Origin of the sequence: Sphingobium xenophagum (assembly GCF_002288285.1) — a bacterium.
GTDB classification, from domain to species: domain Bacteria; phylum Pseudomonadota; class Alphaproteobacteria; order Sphingomonadales; family Sphingomonadaceae; genus Sphingobium; species Sphingobium xenophagum.
Window position 1 is genome coordinate 2,807,264 of sequence record NZ_CP022745.1, and the last position, 17,580, is coordinate 2,824,843.

20 protein-coding genes are annotated in these 17,580 nt (G+C 60.0%); 13 read left to right on the top strand and 7 right to left on the bottom strand.

The window, feature by feature from the left end; genetic code table 11:
* Positions 1-7 precede the first annotated feature (7 nt).
* The 11 genes from CJD35_RS13695 (at position 8) to CJD35_RS13745 (ending at position 11,071) form a co-directional block, all read left to right on the top strand.
* The gene (locus CJD35_RS13695) at positions 8-853 is read left to right on the top strand and encodes a hypothetical protein (protein ID WP_095687151.1); all 846 of its coding nucleotides are present in this window, start codon (positions 8-10) and stop codon (positions 851-853) included.
* Positions 853-2,592 (top strand): hypothetical protein, encoded by a 1,740-nt coding sequence (locus CJD35_RS13700; RefSeq protein ID WP_095687152.1) that lies wholly within the window; start codon positions 853-855, stop codon positions 2,590-2,592. Before CJD35_RS13695 ends, CJD35_RS13700 begins: the two co-directional genes overlap by 1 nt.
* A complete protein-coding gene (locus CJD35_RS13705; RefSeq protein WP_095687153.1) occupies positions 2,592-4,916 on the top strand; it encodes a hypothetical protein in 2,325 nt (774 codons plus the stop codon). The genes CJD35_RS13700 and CJD35_RS13705 overlap by 1 nt, the downstream gene beginning before the upstream one ends.
* 158 nt (positions 4,917-5,074) lie before the next feature.
* Complete coding sequence (locus tag CJD35_RS13710) at positions 5,075-6,379, top strand: hypothetical protein (RefSeq protein ID WP_095687154.1); 1,305 nt, start codon at positions 5,075-5,077, stop codon at positions 6,377-6,379.
* 155 nt (positions 6,380-6,534) lie between these two features.
* On the top strand, positions 6,535-6,657 hold the full coding sequence (locus tag CJD35_RS23420; RefSeq protein ID WP_276327781.1) for a hypothetical protein: 123 nt from the start codon (positions 6,535-6,537) through the stop codon (positions 6,655-6,657).
* A gap of 682 nt (positions 6,658-7,339) precedes the next feature.
* Positions 7,340-7,660 (top strand): hypothetical protein, encoded by a 321-nt coding sequence (locus CJD35_RS13720; protein WP_095687156.1) that lies wholly within the window; start codon positions 7,340-7,342, stop codon positions 7,658-7,660.
* Positions 7,660-8,121, top strand: a complete 462-nt coding sequence (locus CJD35_RS13725) for a glycoside hydrolase family 19 protein (RefSeq protein WP_244917190.1) — start codon at positions 7,660-7,662, stop codon at positions 8,119-8,121. Before CJD35_RS13720 ends, CJD35_RS13725 begins: the two co-directional genes overlap by 1 nt.
* Positions 8,122-8,233: 112 nt before the next feature.
* Positions 8,234-8,506 carry a hypothetical protein gene (locus CJD35_RS13730; RefSeq protein ID WP_095687157.1) on the top strand — a complete coding sequence of 91 codons (273 nt, stop codon included), beginning with the start codon at positions 8,234-8,236 and terminating at the stop codon, positions 8,504-8,506.
* Positions 8,503-9,012, top strand: a complete 510-nt coding sequence (locus tag CJD35_RS13735; protein ID WP_095687158.1) for a hypothetical protein — start codon at positions 8,503-8,505, stop codon at positions 9,010-9,012. The genes CJD35_RS13730 and CJD35_RS13735 overlap by 4 nt, the downstream gene beginning before the upstream one ends.
* Positions 9,009-10,298, top strand: a complete 1,290-nt coding sequence (locus CJD35_RS13740) for a hypothetical protein (protein WP_095687159.1) — start codon at positions 9,009-9,011, stop codon at positions 10,296-10,298. The genes CJD35_RS13735 and CJD35_RS13740 overlap by 4 nt, the downstream gene beginning before the upstream one ends.
* Positions 10,295-11,071, top strand: coding sequence for a right-handed parallel beta-helix repeat-containing protein (locus CJD35_RS13745; protein WP_095687160.1), 777 nt, complete (start codon positions 10,295-10,297; stop codon positions 11,069-11,071). The genes CJD35_RS13740 and CJD35_RS13745 overlap by 4 nt, the downstream gene beginning before the upstream one ends.
* A gap of 592 nt (positions 11,072-11,663) precedes the next feature.
* Here CJD35_RS13745 and CJD35_RS13760 read toward each other — a convergent pair.
* From CJD35_RS13760 to CJD35_RS13775, 4 genes are all read right to left on the bottom strand, one after another.
* The gene (locus tag CJD35_RS13760) at positions 11,664-11,915 is read right to left on the bottom strand and encodes a hypothetical protein (RefSeq protein WP_095687163.1); all 252 of its coding nucleotides are present in this window, start codon (positions 11,913-11,915) and stop codon (positions 11,664-11,666) included.
* Complete coding sequence (locus CJD35_RS13765; RefSeq protein WP_095687164.1) at positions 11,912-12,175, bottom strand: hypothetical protein; 264 nt, start codon at positions 12,173-12,175, stop codon at positions 11,912-11,914. Before CJD35_RS13765 ends, CJD35_RS13760 begins: the two co-directional genes overlap by 4 nt.
* The gene (locus CJD35_RS13770; protein ID WP_095687165.1) at positions 12,172-12,753 is read right to left on the bottom strand and encodes a hypothetical protein; all 582 of its coding nucleotides are present in this window, start codon (positions 12,751-12,753) and stop codon (positions 12,172-12,174) included. The genes CJD35_RS13765 and CJD35_RS13770 overlap by 4 nt, the downstream gene beginning before the upstream one ends.
* Before the next feature lie 141 nt (positions 12,754-12,894).
* Positions 12,895-13,761, bottom strand: a complete 867-nt coding sequence (locus CJD35_RS13775; RefSeq protein ID WP_095687166.1) for a GIY-YIG nuclease family protein — start codon at positions 13,759-13,761, stop codon at positions 12,895-12,897.
* Positions 13,762-14,708: 947 nt separating this feature from the next.
* On the opposite strand from CJD35_RS13775, the gene CJD35_RS13780 reads away from it, so the two are divergent.
* The gene (locus CJD35_RS13780) at positions 14,709-15,011 is read left to right on the top strand and encodes a glycine zipper 2TM domain-containing protein (RefSeq protein WP_017182305.1); all 303 of its coding nucleotides are present in this window, start codon (positions 14,709-14,711) and stop codon (positions 15,009-15,011) included.
* A gap of 69 nt (positions 15,012-15,080) precedes the next feature.
* Here CJD35_RS13780 and CJD35_RS13785 read toward each other — a convergent pair whose 3' ends face one another.
* Both CJD35_RS13785 and CJD35_RS13790 read right to left on the bottom strand, forming a co-directional pair.
* A complete protein-coding gene (locus tag CJD35_RS13785; RefSeq protein ID WP_017182306.1) occupies positions 15,081-15,362 on the bottom strand; it encodes a hypothetical protein in 282 nt (93 codons plus the stop codon).
* A gap of 151 nt (positions 15,363-15,513) precedes the next feature.
* Complete coding sequence (locus tag CJD35_RS13790) at positions 15,514-15,921, bottom strand: EVE domain-containing protein (RefSeq protein WP_017182307.1); 408 nt, start codon at positions 15,919-15,921, stop codon at positions 15,514-15,516.
* Between the two features lie 116 nt (positions 15,922-16,037).
* Here CJD35_RS13790 and CJD35_RS13795 point away from each other — a divergent pair, with 116 nt between their 5' ends.
* Entirely contained in the window at positions 16,038-16,985 is a 948-nt protein-coding gene (locus CJD35_RS13795; protein WP_017182308.1) for an isopenicillin N synthase family dioxygenase, read from the top strand.
* A 78-nt stretch (positions 16,986-17,063) separates the two neighbouring features.
* Here the strand turns inward: CJD35_RS13795 and CJD35_RS13800 are convergent, their stop codons facing one another.
* Complete coding sequence (locus CJD35_RS13800; RefSeq protein ID WP_017182309.1) at positions 17,064-17,447, bottom strand: dihydroneopterin aldolase; 384 nt, start codon at positions 17,445-17,447, stop codon at positions 17,064-17,066.
* Positions 17,448-17,580 lie beyond the last annotated feature (133 nt).

The following is a 17,580-nucleotide window of genomic DNA, read 5'->3' on the forward strand; positions in this document are numbered from 1 at the left end:
AGAATATATGGGTTTGTTCGGGTCAATCATCGGCAGCGTTACGTCGATCATCGGCGGGAATGCGCAGAAAAAGGCCGCCTCCAAGGCGGCGGACGCGCAGGTCAAGGCCGCGCAGATGGCCATTGATGAGCAGCGCCGCCAGTTCGACACCACGCAGCAGAATTTCGCGCCTTATCTTGGGGCCGGAACCAGCGCGCTGGACCAGATCAATTCCCTGCTGGGCATCTCGACGCCGGTCAACACGACGACCGATTGGGGCGCTTACGCCGCGTCCGATCCGCAGATGCTTGCGGACTATAACAGCGGCAAGGTGGACAAGACCCGGTTCCCGACGCTGGATGACTATGCCCAATGGCACTACCAGAATTATGGACAGGCAGAGGGTCGCAACCTTAGCCCGTTCAACAGCACGACAGGCGGTGCGGTCGATCAGCAAGGCGCGATCGATGCCCTCAAGGCCAGCCCGCTCTACTCCTCACTGTACCGCAACGGGGAACAGGCCATCCTTGCCAATGGCGCGGCGACTGGTGGCTTGCGCGGCGGCAATATGCAGAACTCGCTGGCCAACTTCGGCGCTGATACGCTTTCGACCGTGATCCAGAACCAGCTCGCCAATCTTGGCGGTATTGCGAACATGGGTATGGGTTCGGCGGGTCAGCTTGGGCAGTTCGGGGCAAACATGGCCGGTCAGGTGGGCAATGCGCTTACGCAGCAAGGGCAGGCGCGCGCCGGGGCTGCGCTGACGACCGGGGGCATCAACGCAGGTATGGCTAGTTCGCTTGGCGCGCTGGGTGGCGACATATTCAGCAAGATATTCCCCAACGGACTGAACATGGGCGGGATCAAGTTCTAATGGCCGAGCCTTACAACTATGCAGGCGTTCTAGGTCAGGCGCAGCAGCTTGTCCCGAACCTGCTGGATCAGGAAATCCAGCGTTCGCTTGGCCGCGCGCAGGTCGATCAGGCGCAGGCGCAAACGGCGATGTTCCGGCAGAAGATGCAAAACGATCTGGTCGCGACGCGCCAAGAGCAGGAATATTCAGACGAGGTGCAGGCTGCTCTTGAAAGCGGTGACCAGCGGCGCATTTCTGCGCTCATTGCCCGGTTCCCGCAATACAAGGACGCGCTCAAGGCAAGTTGGGACCAGATGGACGACTTGCAGCAACGTTCGGAAATGCGACAGGCTGCGGGCATCTGGTCGGCCCTGAACGCGGGCGATACGACATCCGCTATCAAGCAGCTTGAAGGCCGAATCACGGCAGACCGACAGGCGGGGCAGGATACAGCGGATGATGAGGAGCAGCTTGCTCTTTTGAAGTCTGGCGACCCGAAGGCGGTCAATAGCGTTAAGGGCAAGCTGGGCCTGTTTATGGCTTCGGTTGTACCCGACAAGTTCGCGTCGGTGGTCGAGCAACTTGGGACGGGCAATGAGGGCGCGCGTAAGGGCCAGGTTGTGGGCCGCGCAATCGGCCACTATGACGAAAATGGCAATTGGGTCACGGACTATCGCGATCCTGAGCCGGGCTTTACGCTTTCGGAAGGCCAGACTCGTTTCGAGCCGGGAACGGTCGGCGGGGGTTCTTCTGGTGGCAGTTCCCGTGGCGAGCGCAACGGCAATCCCGGCAACATCAAGGACGGCCCATGGGCGCAGGCCCAGCCCGGTTATATCGGCAGCGATGGCACGTTTGCCAAGTTCGCTCCCGGCGCGGGTGCCGCTGCGCAAGAGCGGTTGCTGGCGGAAAACTACGTCGCCAAAGGCTTCGACACGCCTGCCAAGATCGTAAACCGCTACGCCCCTGCTGGCGAGAATAGCGGTGCGTCCATGTCAAATTACATCGGCTATATCTCGCGCAAGCTCGGCATCGGCGCTAATGACCAGATCACTCAGGCGCAGGTTCCGGCGCTGGCTCAGGCTATGCGCGAGTTCGAGACGGGCAACACGGGCGGTGGCGGCGCTGTAGCCGTTGCCAGCGTTCCGAAAGGGCCGGGCAATCAGGCGCGCCAGATGACGCAGCAGGAGGTTCAGGCTGCTGGCCTCGATCCCGCTCAGTCATGGTATATGCAGGCGAACGGCATCCCGACCGCGATCAAGGGAGGTGGGCAGCAGGCGAATGGCGCTTATTCGCAATCCGCGCTCGATGCCTTCGACCGGGCGATTGATACGGCCACGCGGCTGAAAACGCATCCCGGCCTTTCCGCTGCTGTCGGCGTCAAGGGTTTGACGGGCGGGTTCCTTGGCGGTTGGGTTGTTCCGGGGACCGATGCCGCCGACTTCGGCGCAGAGCTTGACGCCATGAAGGCGCAGGTATTCTTGCCCATGGTCCAGTCCATGAAAGGCATGGGCGCGCTGTCCAATGCGGAAGGCGAGAAGCTGACGGCGGCGATCGGTGCGCTTTCTACGAAACAGAGCGAAAAGCAGTTTGGACTGTCGCTGGATCGCATCATCAAAGACCTTCGCACCTACAAGCAAAGAGGAATGGGCGGTGCGCAGTCGAGCGGCGCTCCGGTCAAGGTGCGCTCTATACAGGAGGCCCGCAAACTGGCTCCCGGCACCGTATTCATTGACCCGAACGGCGTTCGGAGGGTTCGCTAATGGCCCGCAATCCGTGGGATGAGTTCCAGACTGTTGACGAAGCGCCGCGCGCGTTCGAGCGGACAGGCGCGACGACAACCGCGCCGGTCACTCCTGCACAGACGCAACCGCCTGCTGACGATTTCAGCCAGTTTCAGGAATTGCAGGACGTTGACCGCACCACCCCGCTATCGGCCTATGCCGCTGGCGACCCACAATTGCCCGATGCGCAGCTTGACCCGACTGGCGCGCAGGAATGGGCGCGACCGGAGGATTATGCCTTTGCGGCCAAAGCGCAGCAGCTTGTGGACACCCCCGGTTCCACGCGGGCGGACTTCGATGCGCTTTCGAAGCAATACGGATACCCCGCCTATGGGCCTGAACTGGATCAGGCGCTTGCTTCACGCGATAGCGGCGGTGCGCCGTTCCGCGTGTCGGTTCCCCTTGGTGGCCAGCGTGATCCGGTGCCTGTTCTGTCATCGATTGCCAATTCCTCCCCCGGCGCTCTGGTCGGCGCGGCGGCTGATGTCGGTGCTTTCGGCCTGTCCGACGAGATGGCGGGCCTTGCAGGCGGTGACAGTGTGGGCGACGTGCTTTCCGGCACAGGTGAAGCCCAGCGGCGCGCACAACTGCTGAAGGACGCTGCTGGCGAGGCGTATCCCGGCGAAACGCTGGCAGGCAGTCTGGCGGGCGGCATGACGTCCATGGCCGGGATCGGCAAGGTCGCTGGGCCGGGGCGCACCTTGGCCGCTGACATGGGTTTCGGTGCAGCCTATGGCGCAGGCAGCGAGAATGAAAATCGCCTGGTGGGTGCCGGCACTGGTGCTACGGCGGCGGGGACCGGCTCCTATTTCGGCGGCAAGCTACTCGACAAGATAGCCAATCGCGCGCCGTCTGTTGCCGCAAAGGCGGTCGAGAAGGCTCAAGGGTACGGGATCGATCTCCCCTTGGAGGCGATGGGGCGTGGCAAGGCGATCGTCGGCAACACGCTGTCGAACATGCCCGGATCGGCGCAGGTCATGCAGGGTAGCCGTGACGTCCTTTCCGATCAGGTCAGCAATGCGGTCGAGGATGTAGCGGGCAGCTTTGGTCCGACGACCAGCTTCACGGGCATGGGTGAGGCGCTACAGAGCGGCGCAAAGAAGTGGATCGACAAGTTCGAGCGCACGGCGGGGAAGGTCTATGATGCTATCCCGATTAGTCCTGATGCCTCATCATCCCTTGGCAACACTATCGCCAAACTGACAGATCTGAACACACAGTTTGCGAGCAATCAAAAGCTTGCCGCGCTGATGAAGAACACCCGCCTGTCTGGCTATCTCGATGCCTTGGCGGGCAAGATCAAGAATGTCGATACAGGATTGCTGGATGCGAACGGGAACGCCATCACGCGCCAAGTGAAGGAAGGTGGGCAGCTTTCATGGACCGACCTGAAGGATTTGCGCTCCCGCATCGGCGAGGAGATTGGCGACCAGCGGTTTAGTGACGGCACCTTGAAATCCGAATTGCGCGGCCTTTACGGCGCATTATCCGAGGACATGAAGGCAACGGCAGCAGCCCAAGGTCCTGCCGCTCTGCGCGCGTTCGAGCGTGCCAACACCCTCTACAAGCAGGGGCAAGACCGGATCGACGGCGCTCTGGCGAAAATACTTGGCGACGATGGCAAGAAGTCGGCAGAGTCCGCCGCTGCAAAACTACAGGCGATAGCGAAGGAGGGACGTTCATCCTCAGACCTTTCTCTGCTCGCCAGCATCCGTAAGTCCCTCCCTGCTGAAGAATGGGGCCAAGTGCAAAACGCCCTTGTCCGCCTCGCCGGTCAGCCTCTCAACAAATCTGGTCGCGATTTTGACCCCGGCGTGTTCGCGCGCACGTTCAAGGATATGGACCCGGCTGCGAAGAACCTTATCTTCGGCAAGGGGGAATTGCGCCAGAACCTCGACGAGTTCACTGGTGTGCTGGAATCGCTGGGGAAGGTCAGCGCGTTGCGGAACACCTCGAACACAGCGGGGCAAGTCCTGACAGGCCTTGGCTTCTCAACGATCGGCGGCGTCCCCGCTCTGGCCGGGCAAATGGCGACCACCTACTCCCTCGCCAAACTCTGGACAAACCCGCGCTTTGTGAAGTGGGCCAGCGGCTATACCCGCATGGCGAAGGCGGCTGCGGCCTCCGGTGGCCAGCCCAATGTCGGCAAGCAGATGGAGCTTTTGAAGAAAGTTGCCGTTGCCGAACCTGTGATCGCGCAGGACGTGCTTGGGTTGCAGCGCTATCTCGCGCAGCAGTTCAGCGGTTCGCCGGGCAAATTGGCGGCGGACGATAATTCACAGCCCATTGAGAGTGCCCCCTGACAGAATGAGCCAGACGGTCGGCCAGAACCACCAAAGGAGAGGCGCGCCTATGGCCCAGCGCCGGAATGTCCGCATCGCGCGACGATAGCGCAAAGCCTTAATGGCAGCAATACCGTCGCAAATGCAACGCTTCGCGCAGCCTTTCGCGGGGATGCTGCATGTCGTCATATTCCATCCAAAGCCAGTATCCGATCTTTCTCGACCAGTCGGGTAAGGCGCTCAATTTAGGCAAGCTCTATATCGGCTTGCCCAATGAAGACCCGCAAACCAGCCCCAAGGACGTATTCTGGGACAAGAATGGCACTGATCCTGTCGATCAGACGGATGGCGTCCCGATCATCGGCGGCTATATCATCCGTTCAGGCACCCCTGCGACCATCTACATAGACGGCGATTATTCGATACGCCTGCGAGATCGTTTCGGCGCGCAGGTCTATGCCATCGCCAACGCGGGCGGCGACCTGGCGGAAGTGGCTGCGTCCGTCAAATATCTGGACGCAAACAATTATCCCTACCCCATTAACGTCTATACCGAGAGCGACGACCCGACAGGCGGCGGGCCTGTAGGGTCAACGGCCCTTGTCGTCCGTTCGCTCGGCACGCACACGGACCCGCGCTACGGCCATCATATCCATGTCGTATCTGACGGATCGGGCGAAGCGGCGGCACCGTCTCGCGCAGACTTCTCCTTTGGCGTGACAGCGATCCGAACGGAATGGCAAACCAACGACACGCCCGGTGAAATTGACGGTATCGGCGTTGTCGCGATCAATGGCGTGGGTGATGTCGCTGGCGTACTGGTCGATGTAGGATCGCGCGAGGGGTTCAGCGCGGTACTGGAGGGCGCGTCGCGGCAATATCTGCCCGATGGATCGGCCACCCATAAGCTGCGCGTGCAATTGGGCGTGGTGGACAGCCTGACAGACACTCAACTCGGCATCGCTATCGTCGCGGATACCGGCGTCAACGATGTGGCGGTCTATGCTGCCAGCGGGGGCGGTTCCTTCTCCAAGATGCTGCAATTCATCGAGGCAGGCATAACCACATTCCAGATCGACCCCGATGGCTCCTATTGGTCCACCGGCAACGCGGTCATTGGCCTCAATGTCGGAACGGACGATGTTGGCACGACCGTTGGCCTTGGTCGCACGGCGGACGGCAACAGTTATCACGACCTTGTGACGGACACGACCTACACCGACTTTGGCGCGCGCTTTGGTCGCAATGCGGGCGCGAATGGGACGACCATCATCGGCCATCGCGGCACCGGAGCCTTGCAGATGAAGCTGTACGAGGCTGGCAACTTCCTGATCGAAATTAATGGAAACACCTTCTTTGGCGTCGAATCTGATGGGGCGATCGTGATGGGCGCTCATACGCCCGCCGCCGACGCGCCGTCCAACGGATACATCGAGATCAAGGATCGGCTCGGCAACGTCCACAAACTTTCAACCCGCGCATAAGGATTGCCATGTCCAAACCTGTCCCCTCAACGGCTCCGATAGCTGCAAGGCCACGCGCAGACCTTGCTGGTGAAGCTGGCGGTAGTCCTGTGGCGAACCTGCAAGAGCGGGTCGTCCAGGCGGCATTTGCTGAATTGCAGGCGCAAAACAAACTTATGAGCGCGCGAGCCGCCAATCTGGCGCAGGAGGTCGCGACCCTGACCATAAGGCTGGAACTGGCGCAAGCAGAGCTTACCGACGCGCGGACAGCGCTGGAACAGGCGCAGTCCGATGGATGACTTCCGCGCGATCCTGCAATTCGCACTGTGGGTGAAACGTCATGCCTGACGATCAATCAATGACGCTAGCAGTGGGGCGCATGGAAGGCGGGGCCTTAGATATGATCCCAAACCCTCCGTTTGCGGATATTGTTCACATGGGAAGGACTGATCCCAAATCTTTTGGCGACAGCGACGCATCCACCTTCTGCGGAACGGATCAATCTAACCGTCTCTGCGGTAAGCTTGGTTCGCCAGTTGTCGCCGCCACGTTGAACGACCCAGCGCCCGCGTCTCATCGCGTCAGCTATATTGTCGGCCTGCGTGCCCCAACGAAGATGGCTGGGGTTGCAGCACGGCGGATTGTCGCAGCTATGGAGCGCATTATGTTCCAGTGCCGGGCGATCTCTGCCCGATGCGAACAAGGCGACGTGCGTCGCAGGAGCGGAAATGCCTGCAATCTTAATAAGCCCGTATTGGCGCTTATTACGGTATGCACCCCACTCCCAACATTCGTCTGGCCCAAGTTTATTCACCTTGCTCCAAAATCGCGCTTCATCGCGGGGGGAAATGTCTTTAAGTTGAAGGGTAGCCATAGCGTGGTTCCTCACGTTGTTGGTCAGGGCCGGGCACTGTTAGCGCAGTGTTTCCGGCCCGTTTTTTCTAGCAGAATGATGATTTGTTCGCAAGCGGAGGTGGCGTGATGGCGACCGACGATCTTTCCACACCGTTGATGTTAGGCGAAATGCGCGGGCAACTTAGAGAGCTGGTCCACACCGTCAACAATCTTGCGCAGAAGTTCGAGGACGTGGCCCGCGCGGTGGACAAGACATCGCATATTCCCGGCGCGGTCGCTGAGAGCAAGGCCGCGATAGCTGCCCTCGATCTGCGCGTCACGTCGCTGGAGGCATCCGAAAATCGGCGCGCTGGGGCGATCGGGATCAGCGCTTGGCTGGTCAGGACAGTCCCGTTCGCGGCGCTTGGGTCGGGCTTTGCATTGGCATGGAAGGTGATGGGACTGTGATGGACATAGTACACCTACAGAAGGCGCTTGGCGTAGTAGCGGACGGGGTGGCGGGGCAAAACACGTTCCGCGCTCTATTCTCCCGCTTCGGTGCCGATACCGCCAAGGCCCGCGCTCTGGCCATCGCCGCCAATGTCCATTTCCCCGCGTTCGGGATCATGGACAACCCCCTGCGCCTGGCGCATTTCATGGCGCAGCTTGTCCATGAAAGCGGATCATTCCGCTACATGGAGGAGATTGCCAGCGGCTCTGCCTATGAGGGGCGCAAGGATTTGGGCAATGTCGTCGCTGGCGATGGCGTCCGCTTCAAAGGCCGTGGCCCTATCCAGCTAACCGGGCGGGCGAATTACGCGCGGTTCGGCAAGATGGCGGGCATCGACTTTGAGGAATACCCTCGATCGTCGCCAATCCATCCATCGGCCTGCATGTCGCCCTGCTGTTCTGGCGCGACAAGAACCTGAACGCACTGGCCGACAATGACGATATTGTTGGCATCACCAAGCGGATCAACGGCGGGACAAATGGCCTGGCGGATCGCAAGGCGCATTACGCCAAGGCCAAGGCGCTGCTGGCATGACCGCCCGCATCCCGCACCTTCGCCTTGTCGTCCTATTCTGCGGCGTCGCGATCATTGCCTATGCGGGCTTCTCGATCTGGGTTGTCGCGGTTTCCAAGGATGCGGCCATGATCGGCGATGTCATCGGCACATGGAAGTCCTTTGCGGTGGCGGCTTTCTCGTTCTGGGTTGGCTCATCCAGCGGCGGGAAAGCCGCGCCGGAATCGCCAATGCCCGTCAAGGTCGATCAGCCGGCCAATGACCCTATCCCGGTGGAGCAGAAGCTGTGAACCTCCTCCCCTTCGCCCTATCCGCCATCCGCCAACACTGGCGCATAGGCCTTATAGCCATCGCCCTGCTTGCCCTGGCCATCCAGACATTCCGCCTGTCCGCCACACAGGGCGCGCTACAGGCTGAAAAGTCCGGTCGCCGTGCCGATGCTGCCAGTTACGCCCAAGCGCAGGCTGAGGCGGCTGCAATCGCCCTGTCCGCCAAAATGAAGAAGGAAGCTGAATATGCGGCCAAAGCTGAACAAGCCGACGCACGCGCTGATGATCTTGGCCAGCGCTATCATGCTGCCGTCCTGCGCTACCAAGCCGCTCAACGTTCGGGCCGCGCAACCGATATGCCCGGCACCGCCCAAAGCGCCGAAAGCTCTGACGGACCCGGTGGAAGTCCCGTCATTCCTCTCGGCAATATCCTGATCCCCGAAGCGGACGCCTTTGTGTGTGCGACGAATACGGGGCGGTTGCAGGCGGCGCGGGAATGGGCGCTATCTCTGGAGGTGCAGCAATGATCGGCATTGGACTGAGCCTTGGCCTTGGTGCGCGCTCTGGCGGCGGCGGTGCGCCTGCGCCGGTCAAGTCGTGGCAGATCATCGGCCAGTATAACGACACCGGATTTGCCGCGCAGGGATCGAACGCCAGCAGCGTTCAGGTTGTCACCCGCAAGCGCGACATCCCGAACATTGATCTTGAAGCGGTCCGTTCGCTGGAGCAGACTTTCTTTGTCGGGGCGAGCAGCGGCGGCGTGGACACCACCATCACGAACGTGGTCAATATCGAGCATAAGCTGTCAAACGCCTCGACGCAGCTTGCCATATCCCCGTCGCCGGTCGCCGTCCCCGCCTTCGAGGGCGCTTATCCGGTGCTTGAATATACCGGCGCAATCCCCGCAGGCTCGACGCTTTATCTGGACAAGAAGGCGACCGTCCCAACCTCTGGCCAGAACACCGGTCCACAAACGCTGATCTATTCCAATCAGGGTGCGGCATCGGCAGTCGGGCGCAAAGCTGGCTCGACGGTGACGTTCGATACAACGGGCCTGTCAACCGGCACCGGATCATTGCTCTGCCCGATCACGATTGGCTATGGCGTCCACCTGTATCCGACATTTGGGGCCATCGGTGACAGCATCATATCGTCAAACGGCGAAACGTCCGATGGCGATGGCGGCGCGGTCGGCGTCGAGGGCCGGACTGTGCAGGGTGGCGCATGGATGCGGCGGGCAAACTATCTCGCACAGGTAGTTGCTGGCCGCACTGTCCCGCTGCGCCTGCTCAGTCGCCCGTCCGCGCAAATGACTGGTATGCGTTCGTCGTCGGGGGCCGGTGGTGCCAAGCGCCGCGCGAGTTACCCATATTTCAACCACCTCATCATACAGATGGGGACCAACGATCTAGGCAATAGCCGCACCGCTGCGCAGCTTAAGGCAGACATTGAGGCGGAGATCGTCGCCTATCGCGCCGCATGGGCAGCAGCCAATCCTACGCTGCCCTGCTATGTCATTGTCTGCACCGTCACCCCGCGCGGATCGACTGCCTACAATGTCCCCGTTGGCTTCGCCGCTCAAATCGTTGAGCATAATTACAATGTTCGTCACGGACTCATCGTCGGCAGCAATGGTTATCTTGACCCCAATATCGCCGTAGCTGACTCCGTTGATGAAACGATATGGGCCAGCGCCAGCTATTGCGGTGCGAGTGACTTCCTGCACCCTGTTTCGCTTGGTTACAACCTGATCGCGGTCAGTGAGGCCCCCTATCTCGCGCTGAACAGTTCCCCCTGGCGAACCTTCCTGTGAAGGACATCAACCGCGCCCTAGCGGCCCTGAAACCCGGCGACACTTACACCCTCCCCGATGGCGACATCATCGGCAACATCGTCCTGCCGCGTGGACTGTCGGGCTCCAAGGGCAAGTTCATCACGATCAGGGGCGGCGAAGACACCCGGATCAAGGCGAAGGACGACCGGAAAGCTGCAATCGGGGGTGGCGGGTGCAAGTGGCTGCGTCTTGTCGGTTTCAGCACTGTGGGCGGGTTGAACGGCGTCCAGGTCAGCCAAAACGGCGCGGACTATGATCCAGCAAAGATGATCGCGCATATCTACATCGTGCGCGTGACGGCCATCGACCCGGTGGATGACGGCATCAAGGCCAATGGCGGGACGGACGTGCATGTCCATAGCTGCATCGTGCGTGGTGGCCGTGATCAGGCTATCGACTTCTTAGGCATCGACGGCGGCAGTATCCGGCGATGCGACATATCCGGCAATCCGATCGCCATCACCACCAAGGGCGGGTGCCGTCGCATAGACATTCTGCGCAACACCATTCGCGACTGCCGCGATGGCCTGCACATCGGGGAGCGGACAGCGCCGCAATGGCAGGCACCATGGACCGATTACAGCGCTGAGGGCGTCGATGTGCGCGGCAATGACATATCCGTCACCGGCAATCCGATTGTCGCGTCCCAGGCGCTTGGGATCGACCCTGCGCAGGTTATGCGGGACAATGCGCTGACCACCACCAAGCGGGCGCGGGGGCAGATGGCTCCGTTGGTCGAGGTTAATGGGTAGCCAATGATAACGCCCACTGGCAGGCGGGTGAATTTTGTTTCCGGCCAGACCTATTCCAGCCTTCCCCGCAATTCTTGTGGCCCTACTTGATCGCGGGCGGTTATTGCCGATCCAGTCGGTAATCTCTGCACTCACCCTACCCCATCCGCGCCGGGTTGTGAATCGCCTATTTCACCCCTCCCCCGCGCCAAAGTCGCCGCGCTCGATTGCGTCGGCTACATCGCTTGGATACCACTCGTCTTTTGGCAGTCCGCGCAACCATGCCACAATAGTAGCATCCCTCTCACCCACCAACCCCGCAATAGCCCTGACAGTCTCCCCCGTAACCCGGCCACCGCATATCGGGTCGGCGGATAGGAGGGCGGTGATTTTGTCGGTTAGGGTCATGGGTGGGCTTTCAGATAGTCGCGGACTTGGAGGCCGAGAGGGGTGAATCTATCGGCATATAGTCCTTCGGTTATACCCTTGCGCTTAAGGGCGTGAAGCGTAGCCGGAGACGCTATCACATGGATTACGCCAAAAGATTGGCGCGCATCGTTGACGGCCTTAAGCTGCGCCTCGGTCAACCCCTTCGCCACCCTCTCAATCTCGCTCATGATGTTTGGCCTTTCAGGTTGCGGATGGCTGTCGGGACTTCTTCTTCATCCATCTGCCAGCCTTTCGTCTCATACCATTCCGCGCACCGCTCGATCGTGGCGGCTTCGATCTCGGCTTCAAAACGGGCGAAGGTTTGGACCAATTCATCCCGACCAGCGAGGTCTCTGTTCCATAGAAAGATGAAAGCAGCCGCCGCCTCTCTCGCCCGCTGCGACACGATAGCATCCTGCTTCGGTTGGGTGGTCATGGCTCTTCCCCGTTGAAAGGCAAAATCTTAACGCGATCTCCCACGATTAGATGGGACTGCTGTTCCACAAAAAAACCGCACTTCATGCAGTGGATATCGACTTGCGAAACATATGTTGTTTGACCGCTTTTGAGATAGACACCCGCGCCATTCTTGCCGATTGCCACGTTCTTGATCATGCCGTTATTACCGACAAGCCAAGCAGCTACGTGTAATCTAAGATCGATAATGGCTTGTCTTATACGAATGAATTTTGTCATGCGGCTGGTCCTTTGAGGGCTGCGAGTTTGTCATAGGCAATCTTGGCCCGCCGCAGATCTCCGACCTCCAACCCGCTTGCCCAATTTGGGTAATAAAGAACGTAATCGTCGTCGGCCCTTCGTTCTTCGATAGGCGTGCAATCCGGGTCTTGTTCCTCCGCCACATCGGCAAATGGGCGTAGGGCTTCCAACGCCTCCCGCAAAGCCTCCCCCGCCACATGATCGACGGGGTGGGCCGGTGGGTGAGCGTAGAGGGGTGTTTCGGTCCAGCCTTCTGCCACTTGCTGAGGCGAGGTGTAGCGGGTCTTATAAAGCCGCCACACCCCTGACCCGGCTATCTCATAAAGCCAAGCAACCGCCACAACGTCGCTGGCTGGGGTGGCGAGGGCTGCGGTGATGTTGTCCACATAGGCGTCGGCAAAGCTTTCCGCATAGTCGCCCGCATATTCGTCGAAGTCGGGTTCGCGACCGTTCGTCCCGTCAACCCATGAATGGTGGGTGATAGTGGCGGCGTCTATAAACACGCCTCGCGCCAAGTCTTTTAACGCCTCCCGCAGCGCCTCAGTGTCTTTGGTCATGTCAGTGGCCCTTTGGGGGTGTGAGGATAGCGCGCGCGTAGGGATGCAACGGCGTCAACCATGTCGCGCTTGAACGTGCAGTCGGGCGTCACTTTGAGCCAAAGCCACCAAGCGGCTACTGACAAGCGCCAACGAATAGCCTCACCCATGACGAACGCCTCCTTCATCGTGCGCGGCTGTCGGGCGTGGGGTGGATTGGTTGAGCCGTTCGATCTCGGCCAGAATGTCGGGGTGGCGGGAGAACCATTCGCCCCGCAAATGCGCGCTCTTGAACCGCTGGTGATATTCCAACTCACCAGCCCGCCCGCCTGCAGCGGTAGCGAGAAGGTAAAGGGTTTCATGGTGGCCAGTCTGCAGCCCGTTCAATCTGTCTCGCGGCTTGGCAGCGATGCCAATCTTTATCGGCCCTTCTGCTCCGCATCCGATGAAATAGATTATCTGCTCAGCAACGGCCTGCTCTATTGCCGGATATATCTTGCCGAGCGCGCACACCTCTTCGGTGTCAACAAGGCCATTCCCAAGCGCGAACTGACTGATCTTTCTGCCGAGATAGGTATAGAACGCGTCGTTATATTGACGCTCGCCATACAGCTTTTCGCCCAAGTCACCCAAAGCCCGCAGAAAATCATTATGCCTGTTACGATAGGCAATCATGGTTCGGTTGTTGGGCAGGCCTTCCTCTAGATAGTCGATAGCGGCAAAGACGACGCCAACCGCGACCTCAGGCAAGCCCGCGCTTTTGCCATTGCGCCCCGCCTTGCGCACAAACGCAGAATGAAGGCAGCGATACAACAGGTGGGCCAGATACTCAGCCTGCTCTTGGGTTACTCCACTTTCCCCGGCGATCTGGTCCGTAATGGCGGCGGAGACTCTTTGCTCTGCCTCGAGATTGCCAACACATACCAGTTTGGCGATGGCGTCCTGCATACGCCCGCTCATTATTTTATCGTTGTAGCTGGCAGGCCCTTTGTAGCCCAAGCCCCAATGCTCTATACTGAGTTCACTCATGCGATGCTTCCTTCATCGTGTGCCAGGCCCCGGCGCGGCAGCAACCGCGTTTGGGGCCGTCTTTTTGCGAAGAAGAAAGCAACCACCGCCCTAAGGTGCGAACTGCACCTGATAGCCGATTCGCGAACCCAAGAGCGGGCGCTAGACCGGAATGGCGATATAGAAAAACCGGCGAAAACTGGGGTAATCGGATATAGACCAGCGGTTTTGTAAACCGAAGGTCGCGGGTTCAAATCCTGCATCCGGCACCAGTCAGGCCATCCCCCTTGCGTTGAAAGCGAAGCCCCAAACGCAAAATGGGGGCCGACATTGCTGTCGGTCCCCACTGCCGTCGGGTCATGCGATCCGCTTCTCTGGCGAGAGGCGATCATCGGCCCGGCGTTGTCCTGGCACTGGCCCGAAAGCCTGTTTGCCAAGGACTGCTCCAGCTTGGGCCAAGGGCAGCCAGGCTGGCTCTGGTCCGCAATATCCGAAGCCCGACGTTCACTTTCGCGCGTACCCGGCTACGGTCTTTTGGACCGATCCGTCGGTTGATGTCGCCCTCGCGAAAGACATCTTCCAGCGGACCTTCGGTACAGCGTTAAATTCCTGTTTTACCAAGGATTCTCGGAAACGGATCGCTCCGTTCCCAACTGTTCCGATACAAGGAAGGTCTCACCAAAACCGAGTCGTGCAAAGCAGAATCGGCAACGGTCCGTAGCCAAAGCGTCATAAAGCTGTGGATAACTTTTTCGCTCTCTTCAAATTGAAGGCCGCCAGCCCGACCGGGCGTTGGATAACCATACCAAATGATGGCTGAACCGCCGGTTCGTCCCTGCGCCGCTTCCGTTCGCCTCAAAATTTAGCGATGGATAAACAGTGGCTTATCTCGTTGTGCCCTGTTCATGCAACCTGCGTCAAGGTGCAGGGGTTCAAGCGGCAAATCCACGCATTCGGAGGAGAAACTTATGCGTAAAGCCCTACTCGCCCTGGCCGCTGTATCGCTGGCCATCCCCATGTCCATGGCCGTCCCGACCGACGGTGCGCAGGCACGCAAACATTATCGGTACAAGGAATGGCGCGGACGCGATGGCCGGACCTATTGCCGTAAATCGGACGGCACGACTGGCCTGATCATTGGCGCTGCTGGCGGCGCATTGCTGGGCCGGGCGATCGACACGCGCGGTGAGCGCACGACCGGCACTATATTGGGCGCGGTGGGCGGTGGCCTGCTGGGCAAGGAAGTCGACAGCAAGCGTCGCTGCCGTTAACTCCAGCCTATGAAAAAGGGCCGCCTCCCGTCGGAAGCGGCCCTTTCATTCGCTTAAGCCTTGTAGAGCTTAGTTCGACGCAGCGCCGCGGGCTTCATCCACCGAAAACCTGACCTGCTGGCCACCCGACATGCCCCAAACCTTTCCGTCCTTGACAGAGAGATTGAAGGCAACTGCGTCGGGGAAACGACGGCCGGAAATGACGCGGCCCGACTTGGTTTCCTTGACGTCATAGACGTAAGTATAACCTTCGTGGGAAAAGCGCTGCTTGGCAGCGTCTTCAGCCTGAGCGGGGGCAGCGATGGCAACAAAAGCGCCGAGGGCGCTGGCGGCAACAAATTTGGACAGCATTCGCATGGGTAAACTCCTTGTGAATGCCGATCAAACACCTCTTGAATGTTCTTTTCTGTTGGGACGGTTTTATGTCGCAGCGCAGCAAAGCGGCAATCGCAAAAAGCGCCCCTGCAATTGCGTGTAACGCAACCGGAACGTTTTTTGAGTATCAAGCCTTTGATAAGGCGACGATATGATCAAATTCGGCCTTTGACACGGGCGAGACTGACAGGCGCGATTGCCGCAACATAACCATGCCGGCCAGCGCGGGATCGGCCTTCATCGTCTTGAGCGTGACGGGCTTGGCCAGCTTTTCGCGGGCGTGAACATGGACCGCAATCCATTTGCCGCTATCGTCGGTGCTGTCGGGGGCCGCTTCCTCGACAATCTCCATGATGCCCACGGCCTCTACCCCGATATTACTGTGGTAGAACAGCGCGAGATCGCCCCGGCGCATCGCCTTCATGTTGAGTTGGGCTGCGTGATTGCGCACGCCGTCCCATTCCGCTTTCCCCTTGGCGACCAGGTCGTCATAGGAAAAAACATCGGGTTCCGATTTCATCAGCCAATAGTTCATTTTGCCTCCTTGCATCACCGCTCCGCCGCGATCAAGGATGGGAATATCGCTTAACCATCCTTATGTTGCGCGCCCCGTCCCCATAGTTTCAGACCCCTAATTTCGGAGAGAATAAAGTGTCGCAATCGGTGCTGGATCAGGTGCCCGTCCTGTCTATGGCGGAATTGAGCAAGGCGGATTTCGCGCAAGGGTTCGGCGATTCCTTCCAGCGATTCGGCTTTGCGATGGTGCGCGATCATGGCATGGACCCGGCGCTGATCGACGCGGGATGGATGCTGGCGCGCGACTTTTTCGCCCTGCCTGAAGCGACCAAGCGCGCCTATGACGCCAAATATAATGGCGGTCAGCGCGGCTATACCGCGTTCGGCACGGAAATCGCCAAGGGCGCGAGCGAGAATGACCTGAAGGAATTCTGGCATGTCGGGCGCGATCTTCCCCCCGGCGATCCACTGGCAGAAACGATGCCGCCCAATGTCTGGCCTGATGAACTGCCCGCATTCCACCCCGTCTTTACCAAACTCTATGCCGAATTCGACCGGGTGGGGGCGGAATTGCTGTCGGCCATCGCGATCTATCTGGGGCTGGAGGAACGCTGGTTCGACGGGCCGATCGACCGCGGCAATTCAATCCTGCGGCTGCTCCATTATCCACCTGTCTCGCCCGAAGCACCCGGCATCCGCGCGGGCGCGCATGAGGACATCAACCTGATCACCCTGCTACTGGGGGCGGAGGAAGGCGGGCTGGAGCTCAAGGACCGCAACGGCAACTGGCTGCCGGTGGTGCCCCCGCCCGGCGCGCTGGCGATCAATGTCGGCGACATGCTCCAGCGACTGACCAACCATATGCTGCCATCGACCAGCCATCGCGTGGTCAATCCGCCGCCGGAACGGCGCGGCCATTCGCGCTATTCGATGCCCTTCTTCCTGCACCTGCGCCCCGACGTGATGATCGACGCGCTGCCGCAATGCGTGAGCGAGGCCAATCCGCGCCGCGATCCGCCGATCAGCGCACATGACTATCTGACCGAACGGCTGATCGAGATCGGCCTGATCAAGAAGGGGTAAACGGCGTACTCCCGCGCCGGCGGGAGGCCAGTTGTGGCGTTTCGACTGGGCTCCCGCCTGCGCGGGAGCACGCCGCGTCTATTTCCGGCTGCGCCCCAAGGTGATGCCGATTTCCTCGCCCCGTTCGGACAGGGCCAGCTTGACGATCTTCACTTCCACATGGGTCACATTGTCGCCCTGAAGGAAGATGGTGTCGATGATATGGTCGGCCACGGCTTCGATCAGGGTAAAATGCACACCGTCCGGCAAGGCGGTCGAGGCGGCATGCTTGAGGTCCATATAGTTTTTGGACTGCGTCAGCGGGGTCGCCGGATCATAATGATCGGCGATCGCCAGCCGCGCGCGGATGGAGATACGCAGCGGCTGGGGGAGATGCGTCTCCTCCGAATAAATGCCGGTCAGTACGTCGACATGAAGGTTATTGACCTCCAGCGTCAGAAAATCGTCAAATCCAGTCTGCATGGCCTGCCATATCCGGCCCTTCCCTGCTGTCAGACGGGGCCAGTTTAGTCTTTCATTTTGCGATGCGGGCGGTAAAGCCCGCCGCTCCCGGCGCGGTCCATGCGCCATTGATCGCGGATCGGCAAGACGTGTC